This window comes from Variovorax sp. MPBD4-3, from assembly GCF_058809745.1.
The window spans coordinates 39,391-57,117 of the sequence record NZ_JBXASW010000015.1 but is presented as its reverse complement, the minus strand read 5'-3'; the positions used below and the strand labels follow the sequence as shown (position 1 = coordinate 57,117).

Genomic DNA, 17,727 nt, shown 5'->3' with positions numbered 1-17,727 from the left:
CCCCCCCCCCGCGAAGGTGGAGGCCGCCTGCCCCCCCCCCTGCCCTCGCCTGGAAGGGGAGGGAGAAAGAAAGGAGATGCATCATGCGGCGGCAATCATTTCGTAGACCTCGTCCTCGGTCGCCCCACCCGGCAGCTCCCCCACCTTCTTGCGGTCCCGCAGCACCACGATGCGATGCGCCACGCGCACCACCTCGCTCATCTCCGACGAAATGAAGATCACCGCCATGCCCGCCTTCGCGAGCCGCAGGATCTCTTCCATGATCTCCTGCTTGGCCGCCACGTCGATACCGCGTGTCGGCTCGTCGAGTATCAGGAGCCGCGGCTCGGTCGCGAGCCAGCGCGCGATCATGGCCTTCTGCTGGTTGCCGCCAGAGAGCAGCCCGATGGGCGTCTCGACGCTCGCCGTCTTGATGCCCAGCGACTTGACGAAACGCTGCGCCATCTCGGTCTGCTCCGCATGCGACAGGAAGCGCCGCGTGCCCAGCCGCGCCTGCAGGGCGAGCGCGATGTTCTCGCGCACCGACAGCTCCGCAACGATGCCGTCGGTCTTGCGCTCCTCGGGGCACAGCGCGAGGCCTTCGCGGATCGCATCGGCCGGGTTCGAGAAACTGACGGAACGGCCATCGACCTTCAGCACGCCACGGTCCGGCGACTCCAGCCCGAACAGCAGCCGCGCGAGCTCCGTGCGGCCCGCGCCCAGCAGGCCGGCAATGCCGACGACCTCGCCGGCACGCACGCGCAAATCCGTCGCCTGCAGTTGTCCGGCCTGGCCCAGGCCCTCGGCGTGCAGCAACGCTGGCGCGGCTTCGTCGAACGCGGGCAACGCCGCGGGCCGTGCCGACTGCGCCGCCAGTTCGCGCCCCAGCATCGCGGCAATCAGCGCCTGCGGTCCCAGGTCGGCCGCCTTCCATTCACCGATCCAGCTGCCGTTGCGCAGCACCGTGATGCGGTCGGACACCGCATACATCTGGTTGAGAAAGTGCGTGACGAAGACGATTGCCAGCCCCTCGCCGCGCAAACGCCGCAGCACCTCGAACAGCTTCTCGACCTCGTCGTCGTCCAGGCTCGAGGTCGGCTCGTCGAGGATCAGCACCTTCGACGACACGCCCAGCGCCCGCGCAATGGCCACCATCTGCTGCACCGCCACCGAGTAGCTCGACAGCAGCCGCGTCACGTCGATGTCCAGGCCGATGCGCGCCAGCAGTTCTTCGGCGCGCCGGTTGACGCTGGCCCAGTCGATGCGAAAGCCCTGCGCCACGCCGCAGCGCGGATAGCGACCGGCGAACACGTTCTCCGCCACCGACAGGTTCGGGCACAGGTTCACCTCCTGGTAGACCGTGCTGATGCCCAGCTTCTGCGCCTCCAGCGGCGAATGCGGGTGAATCGGCTGGCCGTCGAGGAATATCTGGCCGCCGCTCGATGGCAGCACACCCGTCAGCACCTTGATCAGCGTCGACTTGCCCGCGCCGTTCTGTCCCATCAGCGCATGGATCTCGCCCGGGTACAAGCGCAGCTGCACGTCGCGCAGCACCGGGATGCCGCCGAACTGCTTGTGGATGCCCTTGAGCTCCAGCACGGGCGAGGGAGTGTCGTCGTCAGCCATGCGAAGCCGTCACTTGTTCTTGTTGTAGACGTCGATGAACACCGCCGCCAGCAGCACCAGGCCCTTGATGACCTGCTGGTAGTCGATGCCGATGCCCAGGATCGACATGCCGTTGTTCATCACGCCCATGATGAAGGCGCCGATCACCGCGCCCATCACCCGGCCCACGCCGCCCGAAGCCGAGGCGCCGCCGATGAAGCAGGCCGCGATCACGTCCAGCTCGAAGCCCAGGCCCGCCTTGGGCGTGGCCGTGTTGAGCCGCGCCGCGAACACCAGGCCCGCCAGCGCCGCCAGCGCGCCCATGTTCACGAAGGTGAGGAACGCGAGCCGTTGCGTCTTCACGCCCGACAGCCGCGCCGCCTTCTCGTTGCCGCCCAGCGCATAGATGCGCCGGCCGAGGGTGGTGCGGTTGGTGACGAAGTCGTACACCACGATCAGCACCGCCATCACGATCAGCACGTTCGGCAGGCCCTTGTAGGTGGACAGCAGGTAGCTGAAGAACAGGATGATGGCCGCGAAGAACAGGTTCTTCACCAGGAAGAAGGCATACGGCTCCTGCTCCATGCCGTGCGCCGCCAGCTTTGCGCGGCCCCGCAGCTTGAAGAACACCAGTGCCACGGCGGCCAGCGCGCCCACGATGAGCGACGTGAGGCGCAGCGTGTCGCCGCCCAGCGGATCGGGAATGAAGCCCGAGCTGAGCCGCTGGAACGCCACCGGAAACGGCCCCACCGACTGCCCCGCCAGCAAGGCCAGCGTGAGCCCCTTGAACACCAGCATGCCCGCCAGCGTGACGATGAACGACGGAATCTTGCGGAACGCGACGAACCAGCCCTGCGCCGCGCCGATGACGGCGCCCGCAAGAATGCTCACGATGGCCGTCGGCACGAAGTGCCACTCGTATTCCACCATCAGCACCGCCGCCAGCGCGCCGATGAAGCCGCACACGGAGCCCACCGAAAGATCGATGTGCCCCGCCACGATCACCAGCAGCATGCCCAGCGCCATGATGACCACGTAGCTGTTCTGCAGCAGCAGGTTGGTGAGGTTGAGCGGGCGCAGCAAGGTGCCGTCGGTCAGCACCTGGAACAGCACCATGATCGCGACCAGCGAGATCAGCATGCCGTATTCGCGCAGGTTGTTCTTCAGGAAGCCTGCATGCAGCCTGGCCGCCCCTTCCTGCACCGGCACCGCCGGCTTCATCGCGTTGACTTCAGGCTGCGACATGGACGGAACTCCCCGCGCTGACGATGGCATGCATGATGCGTTCCTGCGAAGCCTCGGCCGCGGTGAACTCGGCCACGAAGCGGCCCTCGTTCATCACGTAGATGCGGTCGCACATGCCGAGCAGTTCCGGCAGTTCAGAAGAAATCATGAGAATGCCTTTGCCCTCGCTCGCGAGCTGGTCGATGATGGTGTAGATCTCGTACTTGGCGCCCACGTCGATGCCGCGCGTGGGTTCGTCCAGGATCAGCAGTTCGGGTTTGGTGAAGAGCCACTTGCTCAAGACCACCTTCTGCTGGTTGCCGCCCGACAGGTTGACCACCAGCTGCTCCACGCCGGAGCAGCGGATGTTGAGTGCCTTGCGGTATTCGTTGGCCACCTTGAATTCGCGGCCGGTGTCTATCACCGCCGAATCGGCCACCGCCTCCAGGTTGGCCAGGCTGATGTTCCTGCGGATGTCTTCCTCCAGCACCAGCCCCAGCCCCTTGCGGTCTTCGGTGACGTAGGCGATGCCGTGGTCGATGGCCTTGCGCACCGTGCTCACGTCCACCGGCTTGCCGTGCATGAACACCGAGCCGCTGATGCGCTGGCCGTAGGACTTGCCGAACACGCTCATGGCCAGCTCGGTGCGGCCCGCGCCCATGAGGCCCGCGATGCCGACGATCTCGCCCTGTCGCACGTTCAGGCTCACGCCCTTGATCTGTTCGCGGTCGGCGTGCAGCGCATGGTGCACGCGCCAGTCGCGCACCTCGAACACGGTCTCGCCGATCTTCGGCGCGCGCTGCGGATAGCGGTGCGCCATGTCGCGCCCCACCATGCCGCGGATGATGCGGTCCTCGCTGATAGGCTGCGCGCGGCAGTCCATGGTCTCGACGGTCGCGCCGTCGCGCAGCACGGTGATCGAGTCGGCCACCTTGGCGATCTCGTTGAGCTTGTGCGAGATGAGGATCGACGCGATGCCCTGGCGCTTGAGTTCCAGCAATAGCATCAGCAGCGCGTCGCTGTCCTTCTCGTTGAGGCTGGCGGTGGGCTCGTCGAGTATCAGCAGCTTCACTTCCTTGGCCAGCGCCTTGGCAATTTCCACCAGCTGCTGCTTGCCCACGCCCAGGTCGGTCACCAGCGTGGTCGGCGGCTCCTGCAGGCCCACCTTGGCGAGCAGCTCGCGCGTCTTCGCATAGGCGGCGAACCAGTCGATCACGCCGCCGCGCGTGATCTCGTTGCCCAGGAAGATGTTCTCGGCAATCGACAGCAGCGGCACCAGCGCCAGTTCCTGGTGGATGATGATGATGCCGAGCTTCTCGCTGTCGGCAATGCCCCGGAAGCGGCGCACCTCGCCCTCGAAGCGGATCTCGCCCTCGTAGGAGTCGCACGGGTAGACGCCGCTGAGCACCTTCATGAGCGTCGACTTGCCCGCGCCGTTCTCTCCCACCACGGCGTGGATCTCCCCGGCGCGCACGCCGAGGTTGACGTTGCTCAGCGCCTTCACGCCGGGAAACGTCTTGGTGATGCCGCGCATCTCCAGGATGGCGCCGGCATCGGCGAGGCTGCCTTCGATGCTCACTTGATCTGGCTTTCCTTGTAGTAGCCGCTGTCGACCAGCACCTGCTTCCAGTTCGACGCATCCACGCTCACCGGCTTGAGCAGGTAGGAGGGCACCACCTTGATGCCGTTGTTGTAGGTCTTGGTGTCGTTCACCTCGGGCGTCTTACCCGAGAGCATCGCGTCCACCATCGACACCGTCACCTTGGCCAGCTCGCGCGTGTCCTTGAACACGGTCGAGGTCTGTTCCTTGCGCAGGATCGACTTGATGGAAGGCACCTCGGCGTCCTGCCCCGACACGACGGGCATCGGCTGCGAGCCCGAGCCGTAGCCCACGCCCTTGAGCGACGACAGGATGCCGATGGAAAGGCCGTCGTAAGGCGACAGCACCGCATCCACCCGGTCCTTGGTGTAGTAGGCCGACAGCAGGTTGTCCATGCGCGCCTGCGCCACCGCGCCGTCCCAGCGCAGCGTGCCGACCTTGTCCATGCCCATCTGCTTGCTTCGCACCACCAGCTTGCCGCTCTTGATGTACGGGTCGAGCACCGACATCGCGCCGTTGTAGAAGAAGAAGGCGTTGTTGTCGTCGGGCGAGCCGCCGAACAGCTCGATGTTGAACGGCCCCTTGCCGCTCTTCAGGCCCAGCGCCGCCTCGATCGACTGCGCCTGCAGCACGCCGACCTGGAAGTTGTCGAAGGTGGCGTAGTAGTCGACGTTCTTCGAGCCCTTGATGAGCCGGTCGTACGCAATGACCTTAACCCCCTTGTCGGCCGCCTTCTGCAGCACGTCGGACAGCGTGGTGCCGTCGATGGCCGCGATGACCAGCACCTTGGAGCCCTTGGTCACCATGTTCTCGATCTGCGCGAGCTGGTTGGGAATGTCGTCGTCGGCGTACTGCAGGTCGGTCTTGTAGCCCTTGTCCTTGAAGTACTTGACCATGTTGGCGCCGTCGGCGATCCAGCGCGCCGACGACTTGGTGGGCATCGAGATCGCGATCAGGCCCTTGTCCTGCGCGCTGGCCAGCGGCGAGAAGCCGACGATGGCGAACGCGATGCCCGCGAGCGATGCCTTGAGGAATTTGCGTTTCATGTCGGGGTGTCCTCAGTACTTGCGGTTGGGAAACTCTTTGGCGGCCACTTCCATGGGGAAGATGCTCTCCACTGTCACGATGCGCTTGGGCAGCGTCTTGCCGTCCTTGATGTCCTTCACCGCCTGCATGAGCTGCGGGCCGAGCAGCGGGCTGCACTCCACCGACACGTTGAGCTTGCCGGCGATCATGGCCTCGAAGGCGCCCTTCACCCCGTCGATGGAAATGATGACGATGTCCTTCGCGGGCTTCAGGCCTGCCTCTTCGATGGCCTGGATCGCACCGATGGCCATGTCGTCGTTGTGCGCGAACAGCACATTGATCTTCTTGCCGTCGGCCTTCAGGAAGGCTTCCATCACCTCCTTGCCCTTGGCGCGGGTGAAGTCGCCGGTCTGCGAGCGGATGATCTTGAACTTCGGGTCGGCCTTGATGATTTCCTCGAAGCCCTTCTTGCGGTCGATGGCCGGGGCCGAGCCCACGGTGCCCTGCAGCTCGACGATGTTCACGTCGCCTTTCTGGTCCTTCATCTTCTCGACCAGCCAGCGGCCGGCCTTGCGGCCTTCCTCGACGAAGTCGGAACCCATGAAGGTCACGTAGAGCGAGTCGTCCTTGGTGTTGACGGAGCGGTCGGTCAGCACCACCGGAATCTTGGCGGCCTTGGCCTCGCGCAGCACGGTTTCCCAGCCCGACTCGACCACCGGCGAGAAGGCGATCACGTCGACCTTCTGCGCAATGTAGGAGCGGATGGCCTTGATCTGGTTCTCCTGCTTCTGCTGCGCGTCGGAGAACTTCAGCTCGATGCCCGCGTCCTTGGCGGACGACTTGATCGACTCGGTGTTGGCGGTGCGCCATTCGCTTTCGGCGCCCACCTGCGCGAAGCCCAGCACGAGCTTCTTCTGCGCGAAGACGGACACGGGCAGCATGCTGCCCAGGGCTGCGGCGGCGAGCGCGGTGTTGAGGGTGCGGCGATTCATGGTCATGGGATGTCTCCTTCTCGATGTCGTGAGGACTTGCAGTTGACTGTTGGTAGTAGTGATGAACGAAACCCCGTCAGGTCAGGCCAGCATGTAGCCGGTCTTCACCGTCGTGTAGAACTCCGCGGCGTGGCGCCCTTGTTCGCGCGGCCCGTAGCCCGACCCCTTGCGGCCGCCGAAGGGCACGTGGAAGTCCACCCCCGCGGTCGGCAGATTGACCATCGTCATGCCGACCACGGCATGGCGCCTGAAATGCATGGCGTGCTTCAGCGAATTGGTGCAGATGCCCGCGCACAGGCCGAAGGGCGTGTCGTTGCACAGCGCCAGCGCCTCGTCGTAGTCGTCGGCGCGCAGCACGCAGGCCAGCGGCCCGAAGACTTCCTCGCGCGCGATGCGGTGCGAAGGCTTCGCCAGGAACAGCGCGGGGCTCATGTAGTGGCCGCGGGTGGCGCGCTCCAGCGCCTCGCCGCCCCACACATGCTCGGCGCCTTCCTCGCGCGCGATGCCGACCCACGCGAGGTTCTGCGCCAGGCGCTCCTCGTCGGCCACCGGGCCGATGTCGATGCCGCGCTCCAGCGCATGGCCGATCTTCAGCGCCTTGAGCCGCTGCCGCAGCTTGGCCACGAAGGCGTCGTGCACCGCGGCCTCGACGATGAGCCGGCTCGACGCGGTGCAGCGCTGGCCGGCGGAAAAATACGCGCCCTGCACCGCGCAGTCGACGGCGCGGTCGAGGTCGGCATCGGCCAGCACCACCAGCGCGTTCTTGCCGCCGGTTTCCAGCTGCACCTTCGCGCGCCTCGCGGCGGCGGTCTGCAGGATGCGCTCGCCGTTGGCCACCGAGCCGGTGAAGCTCAGCGCATCGACCAGCGCGCTGTCGACCAGCGCCTGCCCCACCTCGCGGCCGCTGCCCATCACAAGATTGAATGCGCCGGCCGGCAGGGCGGCGCGGCTGATGATCTCGGCCAGCACCCAGCCGCAGGCCGGCACCAGCTCGGCCGGCTTGAACACCACGCTGTTGCCGTGGGCCAGCGCGGGCGCGATCTTCCAGGCGGGAATGACGAAGGGCGAGTTCCACGGCGTGATGAGGCCGACCACACCCACCGGCTCGCGCGTGACGTCGACCTGCACGCCCGCGCGCACCGAGGCCACGTTCTCCCCGCCGCCGCCGCCCGCACCGCCACGGATGGCCTCTCCGGCGAAGAACTTGAAGATCTGGCCGGCGCGGGCCACTTCGGCCACGGCCTCGGGCAGCGTCTTGCCTTCCTCGCGCGCCAGCAGCAGGCCCAGCTCGTCCTTGCGCGCCAGCAGCTCGGCGCCGATGCGGTCGAGCACGTCGGCGCGCCGCTGCGGCGTGCTGTGGCTCCAGTGCGGAAAGGCCTCGGTGGCGGCGCGAATGGCCGCTTCGGCCTGGCGGCGGTCGGCACGTGCGTACTCGGCCACCACTTCGCTGGTGTCCGACGGATTGGCGCTCACACCGGTGGTCGCGCTGGTTTCCCAGCGGCCATTGATGTATTGCCGCACGTGCAGATGAATCTCGCCGTGAATCACCGTGGCGTCGACCTTGTCTCTGTTGTTCTTGAATTGGAGGGCAGTCTAAGAACAGAATCGATATCGATCCAATCGTTTTTTACGCAAAATGCATATCAATCGCTGGATTCTGGAAAACCCGATCAGTCCTTGGTCTTAAGAAAATGACGAACTACAACCACTGGTTCATCCGCGCCCGGCTCAAGACGCGGCAACTGCTGCTGCTCGTGGCGCTGGCCGAGGAAGGCAACATCCACCGCGCGGCGCAGGTGCTCAACATGACGCAGCCGGCCGCCTCCAAGCTGCTGAAGGACCTGGAAGACGTGCTGGAGGTGCCGCTGTTCGACCGCCTGCCGCGCGGCATGCGCCCGACCTGGTACGGCGAGACCATGATCCGCCACGCCCGCGTCGCGCTCGCCAGCCTGAACCAGGCGCACGACGAACTCACCGCGCTGAAGGCCGGGCGCTTCGGCCAGGTGAGCGTGGGCGCCATCACCGCGCCGGGGCTCACGCTGCTGCCGCCGGCCGTGGCCATGGTCAAGCGCGAGCAGCCCGACCTGCGGGTGTCGCTGGAGATAGAAACCAGCCCGGTGCTGATCGAGCGGCTCGAGCAGGGCAAGCTCGACATCCTGGTGGCGCGCCTGTTCGCCGAGCACGACAAGGCCCAGCTGCGCTACGAGGCCTTGAGCGAAGAACCGGTGTGCGCGCTGGTGCGGCCGGGCCATCCGCTGCTGGGCGTGAGCGGCCTCACGCTGCGCGACGTGGTGAGCGCCGGCTGGATCGTGCCGCCCGCTGGCAGCGTGCTGCGCCACCGCTTCGAGCTGATGTTCCAGGAAGAAGGCCTGGCGCCGCCGACCAACACCATCGAGAGCCCCGCCCTGCTCTTCATCACGCGCATGCTGCAGCAGAGCGACATGGTGGCGGTGCTGGCGACCGACGTGGCGCGCTACTACGCGTCGCACGGCATCGTGTCGCTGCTGCCGCTGAACATGCCCTGCCACATGGACGCCTTCGGCATCATCACGCGCACCGACCGGCTGCTGTCGCCGGCAGCCAGGGTGATGATGAAGGCGCTGAAGACCGCGAGCCTCAGCGTGTACGGCCGCAAATTCGAGATCGACTGACGGCCGATGGCCGCCGCGGCTTCAGGTCCAGCCGGCGTCCACGGTGAACTCTTGCGCAGTGCACATCTTCGCGTCATCGGATGCGAGGAACAGCACCATGCGCGCGATGTCTTCCGGCATCAGCTTGTCGGGCAGGCACTGGTTGCGGTGCAAGGCCTTCTCGCCTTCCTCGTCGAGCCACAGCTTCACCTGCCGCTCGGTCATCACCCAGCCGGGCGACACGGTGTTGATGCGGATGCGGTCGCGGCCCAGGTCCACCGCCAGCCCGCGCGTGAGGCCGTTCACCGACGACTTGGCGATCGCATAGCAGGGGTAGCCCGAGCCCTTGGTCTGCCAGCCGGTGGAGCCCAGGTTCACCACCGAGCCGAAGCCCAGCCGCTTCATGCCCGGCACCACCGACTGGATCGCGAACAGCGCCGGCCGCTCGTTGATGGCCATACGGTTGTCGTAGTAGTCGGGCGTGACCGATTCGAGCGTGTGGCGGTCGTCGCTCGCCACGTTGTTGACCAGCACCGCGAAGTCGCCGAGTTCGCCCGCCGCATCGGCAATGGCCTGCTGCAGCGCGGCGATGTCGCGCACGTCGCAGGTGCGCCACCACGGCGCCGCATGGCCGGCCGCCACGATCTGCCGCGCGAGTTCCGCGCTGGCGCTCTCGGCGATGTCGACGAAGGCCACGCGCGCGCCCTGCGCCGCGAACGCAGAGACGATGGCCGCGCCGATGCCGCTGCCGCCGCCGGTGACGAACACCGTGCGGTCCTTCAGGCTCGGATGAATGGAAAGCTGAGGGGAATTCAAGAAATGGTCTCCAGATGCCCGGCAACTGACATTGCAATATGAATATCAATCGATGCCAGTATTTTTGATTTCAGTTATCAATATGCCTTGATACGATCCGCCGCGTCAAGAAGACATGACACCGAGCAACGGAAACAACAAATGAACAAGCACGAGACAAACACCTCTTCCTCCTACTCCCCGCCGGTCGTCGAAGGCCCGCCCGAATGCATCTGGCCCGCGGGCGCCAACCTCGGCGAAGGCACGATGTGGTCGCAGCGCGAGCAGGCGCTCTACTGGATCGACATCCTCACGCCGCGGCTTTTTCGCCTGGACCCCGCCACCGGCGCGCAACGCACCTGGACCTTCGACGAGGAGATCACCGCCATCGCCGAGCGCGCCTCGGCGCCGGGCCTCTTCATCACGCTGCGGCGCGGCTTCGCGCTGTTCGACACCACCGTGCCCGGCGAAGAGGCGAAGCCGCGCTACCTGCACCAGCCCGAGACCGAGCGCACCGGCAACCGCTTCAACGACGGCAAGTGCGACGCGCGCGGCCGCTTCTGGGCCGGCAGCATGGACTTCGACTGCAAGGCACCCACCGGCGCGCTCTACCGCTACGACGCCGACGGCCGCTGCACCCGGCACGACGACGGCTTCGAGGTGACCAACGGGCCGACATGGTCGGGCGACGGCCGCACCATGTACTTCAACAACACGGTGCTCAACAAGCTCTACGCCTACGACTTCGACATGGAAGCCGGCAGCGTGTCGAACCGTCGCGAGTGGCACCGCTTCCCCAAGCCCGACGGCCTGCCGGACGGCATGACCACCGACGCCGCCGGGCGCCTGTGGATCGCGCACTGGGGCGGCGCCTGCGTCACCTGCCACGACCCGGTGAGCGCGGCCGAGTTGTGCCGCATCGCCATACCCGCGAGCCACGTCACCGACTGCGCCTTCGGCGACGCCGACCTGCGCACGCTCTACATCACGACCGCGCGCAACAGCCTCACGCCCGAGCAGCAGGCCGCCGAGCCGCTGGCCGGAGGCCTTTTCAAGGTGCGCATCGGCAGCCCCGGCGTGCCGGCGGCGCTTTTCGCGGGCTGAGCCTCGCTGCTTCAGCCGATGCCGAACCGGTGCTCGGTCGCGCTGCGGAACACCTCGGACGGTCGCATCACCGTGGACGGAAAGTCCGGCCGGTTCGGCGAATCCGGGAAGTGCTGCGTTTCCAGGCACAGCCCGTCGCCCTGCCGCAGGCTCGCGCCGCCGCTGCCCAGCAGGGTGCCGTCGAGGAAGTTGCCCGAATAGAACTGCACGCCGGGCTCGCTGGTGTGCACTTCCATCACGCGGCCCGACGCCTCGTGCGCGAGCCGCGCCGCCAGCGCCAGCCCCTGGTGCGCGGGGCTCCGGTCCAGCACCCAGTTGTGGTCGTAGCCGTGCGCCAGCAGCAGCTGCTCATGGCCCTGGCGGATGCGCTCGCCGATGAGCGTGCCGGCGCGAAAGTCGAACGGCGTGCCGGCCACGTCGGCCAGGCCGGTCGGTATGAGCGTGGCATCGACCGGGCAATAGCGGCTCGCCGGCAGCGTGAGCCGGTGGTCCATGACCGAGCCGCCGGCATTTCCTGCAAGGTTGAAGTAGTCGTGATGGCTCAGGTTCAGCACCGTGGGCCGGTCGGCCAGCGCGCTGTAGTCGATGCGCCAGGTGTTCGCCGTCGCGCTCAAGGTGTAGCGCACCGTGGCGCGCAGTTCGCCGGGGTAGCCCTCTTCGCCGTCTGGGCTGGTGTAGCGCAGCTCGATGGCGATGTCGCCGCCGGCTTCTTGCGCCGTCAGCGGCACGATGTCCCAGAAGCGCGTGCCGAAGCCCTTCGCGCCGCCGTGCAGCGAGTTGGGGCCGTCGTTCAGCACGAGTTGCCGAGCCACGCCGTCGAGCGTGAAGCGCCCCGCCGCGATGCGGTTCGCGAAGCGGCCGACGATGGTGCCGAAGTGCGGATGCGGCTTCAGGTATTCCTCTAGCGACGGCAGCCCCAGCACGATGTTCGCGGCCTGCCCGTGCCGGTCGGGCACGCGCAGCGCGGTGACGATGCCGCCGAGGTTGATGGCACTCAGGCTCAGGCCCCGGCCGTTGTCGAGCGTGTATTCGGTCACGGCGCGGCCGTCGGGCATGCGGCCGTAGGCGCGCGAGGTGATGGAGCTGCTCATGGAGGTGTGCGTTCTGGAAGCTGGGGAAACAGCGCCTCGCGCGCGCACAGCGAGGCGGTGCGCAGTCCGATGCGGTCGGTGAGGTCGTGATATTCGGGCGGCTCGGCCGCGTGCGTGCGAATTTCCACGCGGTGCCCGGCCTTGCCCACCGCGTCGGCAAAGCGCTGCTGCAGCGCGAAGGGCGTGTTGCGGTCGTCGCGGTTGCCGATCAGCACGATGCGCCGCGCCGGGTCGCGCGCGATGCCGCCCACATGGTCGAGCGGGTCGTAGAACTGCGCGCTGCCGGTGGTGTCGGTGCGCCCGCCGTTCGAGCGGCCCAGCAGCGTCGCGCGCTCCAGCAGCCCGAAGGCGCCCGATGTCAGCACCGCACAGGCCACGCGCGTGCGCCCCAGCGTGAGCAGCGCGGCGCCCGCAGTGGCGCCGCCGCTGTGGCCGAGGATGACGATGCGCTGCAGCTTGTGGCGCTGCATCAGCGCGTCGAGCGCGGCGTCCAGCGCATGGAACTCCACCAGCTCGCGGCGCTTGCGGTGGTCGCCCGACGAGCCGTAGGTGCCCGGCCGCGCGACGAAGACCCAGGGCACGCCGGCGCGGTCGCGGCTGCGCTGCGCGTCGAGCGTGCGCAGCGGCTCGGTGTTGCCGGGAATGCGCGTGGGCGCCTGGTCCATCACGCTGTCGCGGTCGCCCGAGAACTGCACGATGGCGATGCGCGCGCCGTCGATGTCGTCGCTCGCGAAGTAGCGGATGCACGCCGGCCCCTCCACCGGCTGCACCCACAGGTAGCCGGCACGGTCGGGGCAGCTCGCGCGGTCGGCGGGCTGGTTCCAGTGCAGCACCTCGTCGTTGCCGGCGGCAAAGGGGCGCGGCACGTCGGGGCCGGTGCGCTGCGCACAGGCAGCCTGCGCCAGCGCGCACAGCACGACGAAGGCGCCGCGGGCGTGCCGCCGCATGAAGCCGAGCATGCTCATAGCTTGCGCAGCAGCACGGGCACCTCGCCGAAGTCGGACCCGATGCGGTCGCCCTTCACCAGCACCAGGTCGCCGTCGCGCAGGAAGGCGCCCAGGTAGCCCGCGAGCTGCGCCGCGTCGTCGAAGTGCGGGCCGAGCAGTTCGGCCGGCACTTCCTCGCGCAGCCAGCGCATCTCGTCGCCGTGCGTCACCACATGCGCGATGCCCGACTGCAGCAGCGGCGCGGCCAGGCTGCGGTGCATGGCCTCGGCGTCCTTGTCGAGGTTGATGATGCGGCCCAGCACGCCGATCTTGCGCACGACCGGGCCCTGCGCTGCGTGCTGGAAGCCGCGCACGAACTCCATGGCATTGCGCATCGACAGGACCTCGGCATTCCAGCTGTCGTCGATCAGCGTGGCCTGCACGCCGGCCTGCGTGCGCAGCGGATGCACCTGCATCACCGAGGCCGGCAGGCGTACATGCGGCATGCGCGCGCAGGCGGCTTCGGCGTCGAAGCCCATGGCCACCAGGGCCGCGAAGGCCAGCGCCGAATTGCGCACCAGCCCCGCGCTGTGCAGCGGGAACGAATACGCCACGGTGCGCCCCGCCATCGCGATGCGCACGCGGCAGCCGCCGCCGGGCTCGGGCTGCGTGTCGATGATGCGGATGTTGGCGTCGGGCCCCGGGCCCACCACCCAGATCGCGCCGGCCGTTCGCGCCGCCGCCTGCACCACCTGCTGCAGGCAGGCGATGTGGTCGGGCACGATGGCCACGCCGCCGGGCTCCAGGCCCAGGAAGATGCGCGACTTGTATTCGGCCGTGAGCTCCAGCGTCGAGGCCTGCCGGGTCTGCGACAGCCCGATCTCGGTGATGACGGCCACGTGCGGCCGCGCCACCAGCGATATGGGGCCGCGCTCCATCCACAGGCCGCTCTGCGCCATTTCGAGGATGCACACGTCGGCGTCTGCCGCCAGGTTGGCCAGCATGGCCGGCACGCCGACGCGCGAGTTGTAGTTGTCGATGGTGGTGTGCACGCGCGCGCGTTCGGGCAGCAGGTCGCGCAGCATGGCGATGGTGGACGACTTGCCCACCGTGCCGGTCACGCCCACCAGCAGGCCCTTGTAGCGCGCCCGCGCGGCGGCGCCCAGCGCGAGCATCGCGGCAATCGGGTCGTCCACCTTCAGCAGCGGGAAGGCCGCGTCCAGCCCCTCGACCTCGTGCGCGACCACGGCGCCGGCCAGCGCGTGCTGCAGCCTGGGGAGTTCGAGGTGGCGGTCCCAGTTGTCGGTACGCGGCTTGCTGTAGCTCTCGTGCACTGCGAGCGTGCGGTAATCGGAAGCCACGAAGAGCGACGGCGCCGGCAGCATCGACATGTGAGTGGGCCCGCGCACCACCGAGTTCACGAACCAGCCCGGCGGCGGTTCCACCAGCCAGCGGCCGCCCGTGACCTGCTGCAGCTGCGCGGCGGTCCACACCGGCGCGGGCTCGTTGCCCTCGCCCAGGCGGTCTGCAGCCAGCACGGGCGCGGGGCGCTCGGGCAGCGGCACAGGAAGTTCCGGCACGCGCAGGCCGCACCACACAGGCAGGCGCCGTGCGCTCGAGATTTCTGGCGGCAGGCCGGGCAGGCTGCCGCGCAGGCGCACCTCGATCTGCAGCACGTCGCTTTCGAGCAGTCCGGCGCGCGGCGGGCGCAGGCCGTAGCGGTCGCGGTAGATGCGCCCGGGCTCCCAGCGGCTGGTGGGCCACATCCAGTCGCAGGGGTCGTGGTCCATGCCCTCGCCCCAAGGCGGCATCGTGCGGCTGCGCATCGGCAGCGCGCGGAACTGCAGCCGCAGGTCGGCCGCCACGGGCTCGTCGGCGCACCAGAAAGACTCGACCCACAGCATGCGCCGCCCGGCGATCTGCCGGGGCGCGATGCGCAGCCCCAGCAGGCGCAGCGGGCCGAACTGCAGCGGCTTGATGTGTGCGTCGAACGGCACCGCATCGACCAGCCATTCGGGGCGCGGCGCGCGCACCGGGCCGACGACCGGCGCGGGCCGCGCGGGCCGCGAGGGCGGCGCCTCGGCCGCGGCCGGGTCGGCCTGGAACACCGGGCGCTGCGGCGGCGACAGCCGCAGCGTGCAGCGGCCATCCCGCGCCACCGCCAGTTCCGTGCCGAGCGCGCGGCATTGCGCCGCGAAGCGCGCGCCGAGCGCCTCGGCCTCCGCGCCCGCCAGTTGGCGCGAGAAGCCGTAGCCGACGCCGACCGGCGTGAACACCACCGCCTCCACGCCGTGCAGGCCCAGCGCCAGCGTGAACACGCCCGAATCGCCGAGGTCGTTGCGCACGGAGTCGAACAGCAGGTCGCCCGCGTCATGCAGGATCGGCCGGCCGCGATAGACCTCGATGCCCTGCAGCACATGCGCCGAAGTGCCGAGCACCGCGTCGGCGCCCGCATCGACGATGGCATGGCCGACGGCGATCTCGGCCGCCGAAGGCTCGGTCTCCAGGTTGGCGCCCCAGTGCACCGCCACCAGCACCACGTCGGACTCGCGGCGCGCGGCTTCGATGCGCGGTGCGAGCTCGGCGGTCCATGCGGCGGGGTCGTCGAGCGGCAGCCAGGCGGCGCCCGCGCGTTCGGCGGTGGCGGCAAAGCGCGGCTGCGTGGCGTCGAGTGAGAACAGCGCCACGCGCACGCCGCCCGCACTGCGGAACGCGGGGCGCAACGCGGCCTCCAGCGTGCGGCCGGTGCCGGCATGGGCGATGCCGGCGGCGTCGAGGTGCGCCCGCTGCTCCAGCAGCGCCTCGGCGCCGTAGTCGCCGCTGTGGTTGTTGGCGGTGGCGACCATGCCGATGCCGGCCTCGGTCAGCACCGCGAGCATCTCGGGCCGCGCGCGGTAGTAGTACGGCCCGGCCTCGCCCTTGTCCACGCCCTGCTCTCCCGTGGTGGCGACCACGCATTCGAGGTTGACGATGCGCAGGTCGGCATCGCGCAGCGCGGCGATGTCGCCGAGCATCCTGCGCGCGCCGCCCAGCTCGTGCATGCGGAAATGCTGGCGCCGCCCCAGGTTCACGTCGCCGCTCCATGCAACCGTGCCGGCGCGCCGCCCTTGCTGCAGGCCCTCGCTCGCCTTCAGCATGCGGTGATAGGCCACGTAGCCCGACAGGTAGTGCTCCACGTCGTCGATGCGCACCCGGAAGCTGTGGTGCTTGATGAAGAACGAGCCCGCGATGCGGTCGGGGTTGCGGAAGAACATCGCCAGCTCGGGCCAGAAGTGGCCGTTGGCGAGGTAGCGCGCGCGGTAGGCCAGCGCGCGGTCGAACTTGTCGCGGTCGAGTTCGGCCAGCAGCGGGCGCAGGGCCGGGTCGGCTTCGAGCCGCAGCACCATGTCGCGCGCGGCCATCATCAGCTCGAGCAGCGTGGGGAAGGTGGTGATGCGCTCGAGCACGAAGTCCAGGTAGCCCGCCACGTTGCGCAGGCCGAACTGGTAGTAGCGCGTCTCGGGCCGGTAGCGGGTGAGCTCGTTGACGCAGTAGCTCAGCCAGTGGTCGTGCGCGCGCCAGTGCTCGGCCGCGATGAAATGCTCGAAGGCTTTCTCGACCACCGCGAGCCAGCGCGCGTCGCGCGTGAGGCCGTACAGCCGCATGAGGCCGAACGCGGCCTCGCCGTCGTAGTAGATGACGCGAAACTTGTCCTTCACGTCGAGCGCGGGCGCATTCAGCACGTGCACGAAGCTGCCGGTCTCCGCGTCCTGCATGTGGCGGATGCCGAGCGCGAGCTGCTCCAGCAGCGGCAGGAACTGCCTGTCGCCCGTGAGCTCCGTGTACTTGACCAGCGCGAGCAGGCACACGGCGCTGCCGCCGAGCTTGATCTCGTTGCCGATGTCCAGCAGGTAGGCGGCGCGCGTGCCGTCGGGGAGCACAGCCGGGCGGATCAGCGTGCCCGTGAGGAAGCCGATCGAGCGGTCGATGGACGCTTTCAGCATGTCGTCGCGCGTGAGCTCCCAGGCCTCGAGCATGGCGTAGGTCGAGCTTGCGTGGCGCAGCGTGTTGTAGGTGGGAATGAGGCGGTCGAAGCAGGGAAACCAGCCGTAGTCGAACTCGCCCGTGGGCTTGACCTGGGCGGCGAGGTAGGTGCTGGCGTCTTCGATGAGCGTGCGGATCTGCGGCGCGTTCCAGTCGGTGAGGGTGCGAAAGCCCGCCGCCTGCCCTTCGGCGGTGATGGGCCATGCGCCCTTGGCGTCGACGTACACGGCGCGGGTGGTGAAGCACCAGACGGGCGCTTCGTCGTCCGCCGGAAAGTCGATCTCGCGGCCGAAGCGGCGTTTGCTGAGCAGGTGCAGGTTGCCGGGGTTGGGCTCGGCATGGTCGACGTCGCCGTTGTAGAGCACCGCGCCGCCGTGCATTTCCTGCGCGAGCAGGGCAATCTCGAAGCGTGCGTCGAAGGCGATGCCTTCGTTGAAGTAGTTGCGCTTGGTTTGCGCCAACTTCGCCTTGAGCTCGCGCCAGCGCATGGGGGCGACTTTGTCGACGACTTCGGCGCGCAGGCGTTGCGGCGGGTTTTCGCCGCGGGCGGCCTGCACTGCGATGGCTTCGGCGGCGGCTTGCCATGCGGCCTCGACGTCGGCGCCACGGCCGGATGCCACGCGGGCGCGGCTGCTGCCTTCGCCGGTGGCGAAGAACACGACGCATCCGGCCTCCGGGGTGGCGGGGTTCGCTACGGGCAGCATGCCCGCCGGGTCCGCCAGGGCTTGCCTG

Annotated in this window: 12 protein-coding genes; 2 read left to right on the top strand and 10 right to left on the bottom strand. The window is 68.5% G+C overall.

Going from position 1 to position 17,727, the window contains the following annotated elements:
• Window positions 1-81: 81 nt before the first annotated feature.
• From AC1RVW_RS11940 to AC1RVW_RS11915, 6 genes are all read right to left on the bottom strand, one after another.
• Window positions 82-1,605 carry a sugar ABC transporter ATP-binding protein gene (locus AC1RVW_RS11940; protein ID WP_493200078.1) on the bottom strand — a complete coding sequence of 508 codons (1,524 nt, stop codon included), beginning with the start codon at window positions 1,603-1,605 and terminating at the stop codon, window positions 82-84.
• Between the two features lie 9 nt (window positions 1,606-1,614).
• A complete protein-coding gene (mmsB, locus tag AC1RVW_RS11935; protein ID WP_285413295.1) occupies window positions 1,615-2,829 on the bottom strand; it encodes a multiple monosaccharide ABC transporter permease in 1,215 nt (404 codons plus the stop codon).
• The gene (mmsA, locus tag AC1RVW_RS11930) at window positions 2,816-4,342 is read right to left on the bottom strand and encodes a multiple monosaccharide ABC transporter ATP-binding protein (RefSeq protein ID WP_493200147.1); all 1,527 of its coding nucleotides are present in this window, start codon (window positions 4,340-4,342) and stop codon (window positions 2,816-2,818) included. The genes mmsB and mmsA overlap by 14 nt, the downstream gene beginning before the upstream one ends.
• Before the next feature lie 41 nt (window positions 4,343-4,383).
• Complete coding sequence (gene chvE, locus AC1RVW_RS11925; protein WP_081268555.1) at window positions 4,384-5,454, bottom strand: multiple monosaccharide ABC transporter substrate-binding protein; 1,071 nt, start codon at window positions 5,452-5,454, stop codon at window positions 4,384-4,386.
• A gap of 12 nt (window positions 5,455-5,466) precedes the next feature.
• Complete coding sequence (locus AC1RVW_RS11920; protein ID WP_081268556.1) at window positions 5,467-6,432, bottom strand: ABC transporter substrate-binding protein; 966 nt, start codon at window positions 6,430-6,432, stop codon at window positions 5,467-5,469.
• 75 nt (window positions 6,433-6,507) lie between these two features.
• A complete protein-coding gene (locus tag AC1RVW_RS11915; protein ID WP_493200075.1) occupies window positions 6,508-7,974 on the bottom strand; it encodes an aldehyde dehydrogenase family protein in 1,467 nt (488 codons plus the stop codon).
• Between the two features lie 143 nt (window positions 7,975-8,117).
• Here AC1RVW_RS11915 and AC1RVW_RS11910 point away from each other — a divergent pair, with 143 nt between their 5' ends.
• Window positions 8,118-9,077 carry a LysR family transcriptional regulator gene (locus AC1RVW_RS11910; protein WP_081268558.1) on the top strand — a complete coding sequence of 320 codons (960 nt, stop codon included), beginning with the start codon at window positions 8,118-8,120 and terminating at the stop codon, window positions 9,075-9,077.
• Between the two features lie 21 nt (window positions 9,078-9,098).
• Here AC1RVW_RS11910 and AC1RVW_RS11905 read toward each other — a convergent pair whose 3' ends face one another.
• Window positions 9,099-9,872, bottom strand: coding sequence for an SDR family NAD(P)-dependent oxidoreductase (locus tag AC1RVW_RS11905; RefSeq protein WP_081268559.1), 774 nt, complete (start codon window positions 9,870-9,872; stop codon window positions 9,099-9,101).
• A 141-nt stretch (window positions 9,873-10,013) separates the two neighbouring features.
• Here AC1RVW_RS11905 and AC1RVW_RS11900 point away from each other — a divergent pair, with 141 nt between their 5' ends.
• On the top strand, window positions 10,014-10,955 hold the full coding sequence (locus AC1RVW_RS11900) for an SMP-30/gluconolactonase/LRE family protein (protein ID WP_106935629.1): 942 nt from the start codon (window positions 10,014-10,016) through the stop codon (window positions 10,953-10,955).
• Window positions 10,956-10,966: 11 nt separating this feature from the next.
• Here the strand turns inward: AC1RVW_RS11900 and AC1RVW_RS11895 are convergent, their stop codons facing one another.
• From AC1RVW_RS11895 to AC1RVW_RS11885, 3 genes are read right to left on the bottom strand one after another with little or no spacing between them, the layout of a single operon-like run.
• The gene (locus AC1RVW_RS11895; RefSeq protein WP_106935630.1) at window positions 10,967-12,046 is read right to left on the bottom strand and encodes an aldose epimerase family protein; all 1,080 of its coding nucleotides are present in this window, start codon (window positions 12,044-12,046) and stop codon (window positions 10,967-10,969) included.
• Window positions 12,043-13,011, bottom strand: a complete 969-nt coding sequence (locus tag AC1RVW_RS11890; protein ID WP_106935631.1) for an alpha/beta hydrolase family protein — start codon at window positions 13,009-13,011, stop codon at window positions 12,043-12,045. The genes AC1RVW_RS11895 and AC1RVW_RS11890 overlap by 4 nt, the downstream gene beginning before the upstream one ends.
• Window positions 13,008-17,699: a CapA family protein gene (locus AC1RVW_RS11885; RefSeq protein WP_493200071.1), complete on the bottom strand. Its 4,692-nt coding sequence runs from the start codon at window positions 17,697-17,699 to the stop codon at window positions 13,008-13,010. The genes AC1RVW_RS11890 and AC1RVW_RS11885 overlap by 4 nt, the downstream gene beginning before the upstream one ends.
• Window positions 17,700-17,727 lie beyond the last annotated feature (28 nt).

What these genes read in the sequence shown, in the direction of transcription:
- AC1RVW_RS11940 (WP_493200078.1), bottom strand. Translation starts at nt 1,605, where the DNA reads ATGGCTGACGACGACACTCCCTCGCCCGTGCTGGAGCTCAAGGGCATC.
- mmsB (WP_285413295.1), bottom strand. Translation starts at nt 2,829, where the DNA reads ATGTCGCAGCCTGAAGTCAACGCGATGAAGCCGGCGGTGCCGGTGCAG.
- mmsA (WP_493200147.1), bottom strand. Translation starts at nt 4,342, where the DNA reads ATGCGCGGCATCACCAAGACGTTTCCCGGCGTGAAGGCGCTGAGCAAC.
- chvE (WP_081268555.1), bottom strand. Translation starts at nt 5,454, where the DNA reads ATGAAACGCAAATTCCTCAAGGCATCGCTCGCGGGCATCGCGTTCGCC.
- AC1RVW_RS11920 (WP_081268556.1), bottom strand. Translation starts at nt 6,432, where the DNA reads ATGACCATGAATCGCCGCACCCTCAACACCGCGCTCGCCGCCGCAGCC.
- AC1RVW_RS11910 (WP_081268558.1), top strand. Translation starts at nt 8,118, where the DNA reads ATGACGAACTACAACCACTGGTTCATCCGCGCCCGGCTCAAGACGCGG.
- AC1RVW_RS11900 (WP_106935629.1), top strand. Translation starts at nt 10,014, where the DNA reads ATGAACAAGCACGAGACAAACACCTCTTCCTCCTACTCCCCGCCGGTC.
- AC1RVW_RS11895 (WP_106935630.1), bottom strand. Translation starts at nt 12,046, where the DNA reads ATGAGCAGCTCCATCACCTCGCGCGCCTACGGCCGCATGCCCGACGGC.
- AC1RVW_RS11890 (WP_106935631.1), bottom strand. Translation starts at nt 13,011, where the DNA reads ATGAGCATGCTCGGCTTCATGCGGCGGCACGCCCGCGGCGCCTTCGTC.
- AC1RVW_RS11885 (WP_493200071.1), bottom strand. Translation starts at nt 17,699, where the DNA reads ATGCTGCCCGTAGCGAACCCCGCCACCCCGGAGGCCGGATGCGTCGTG.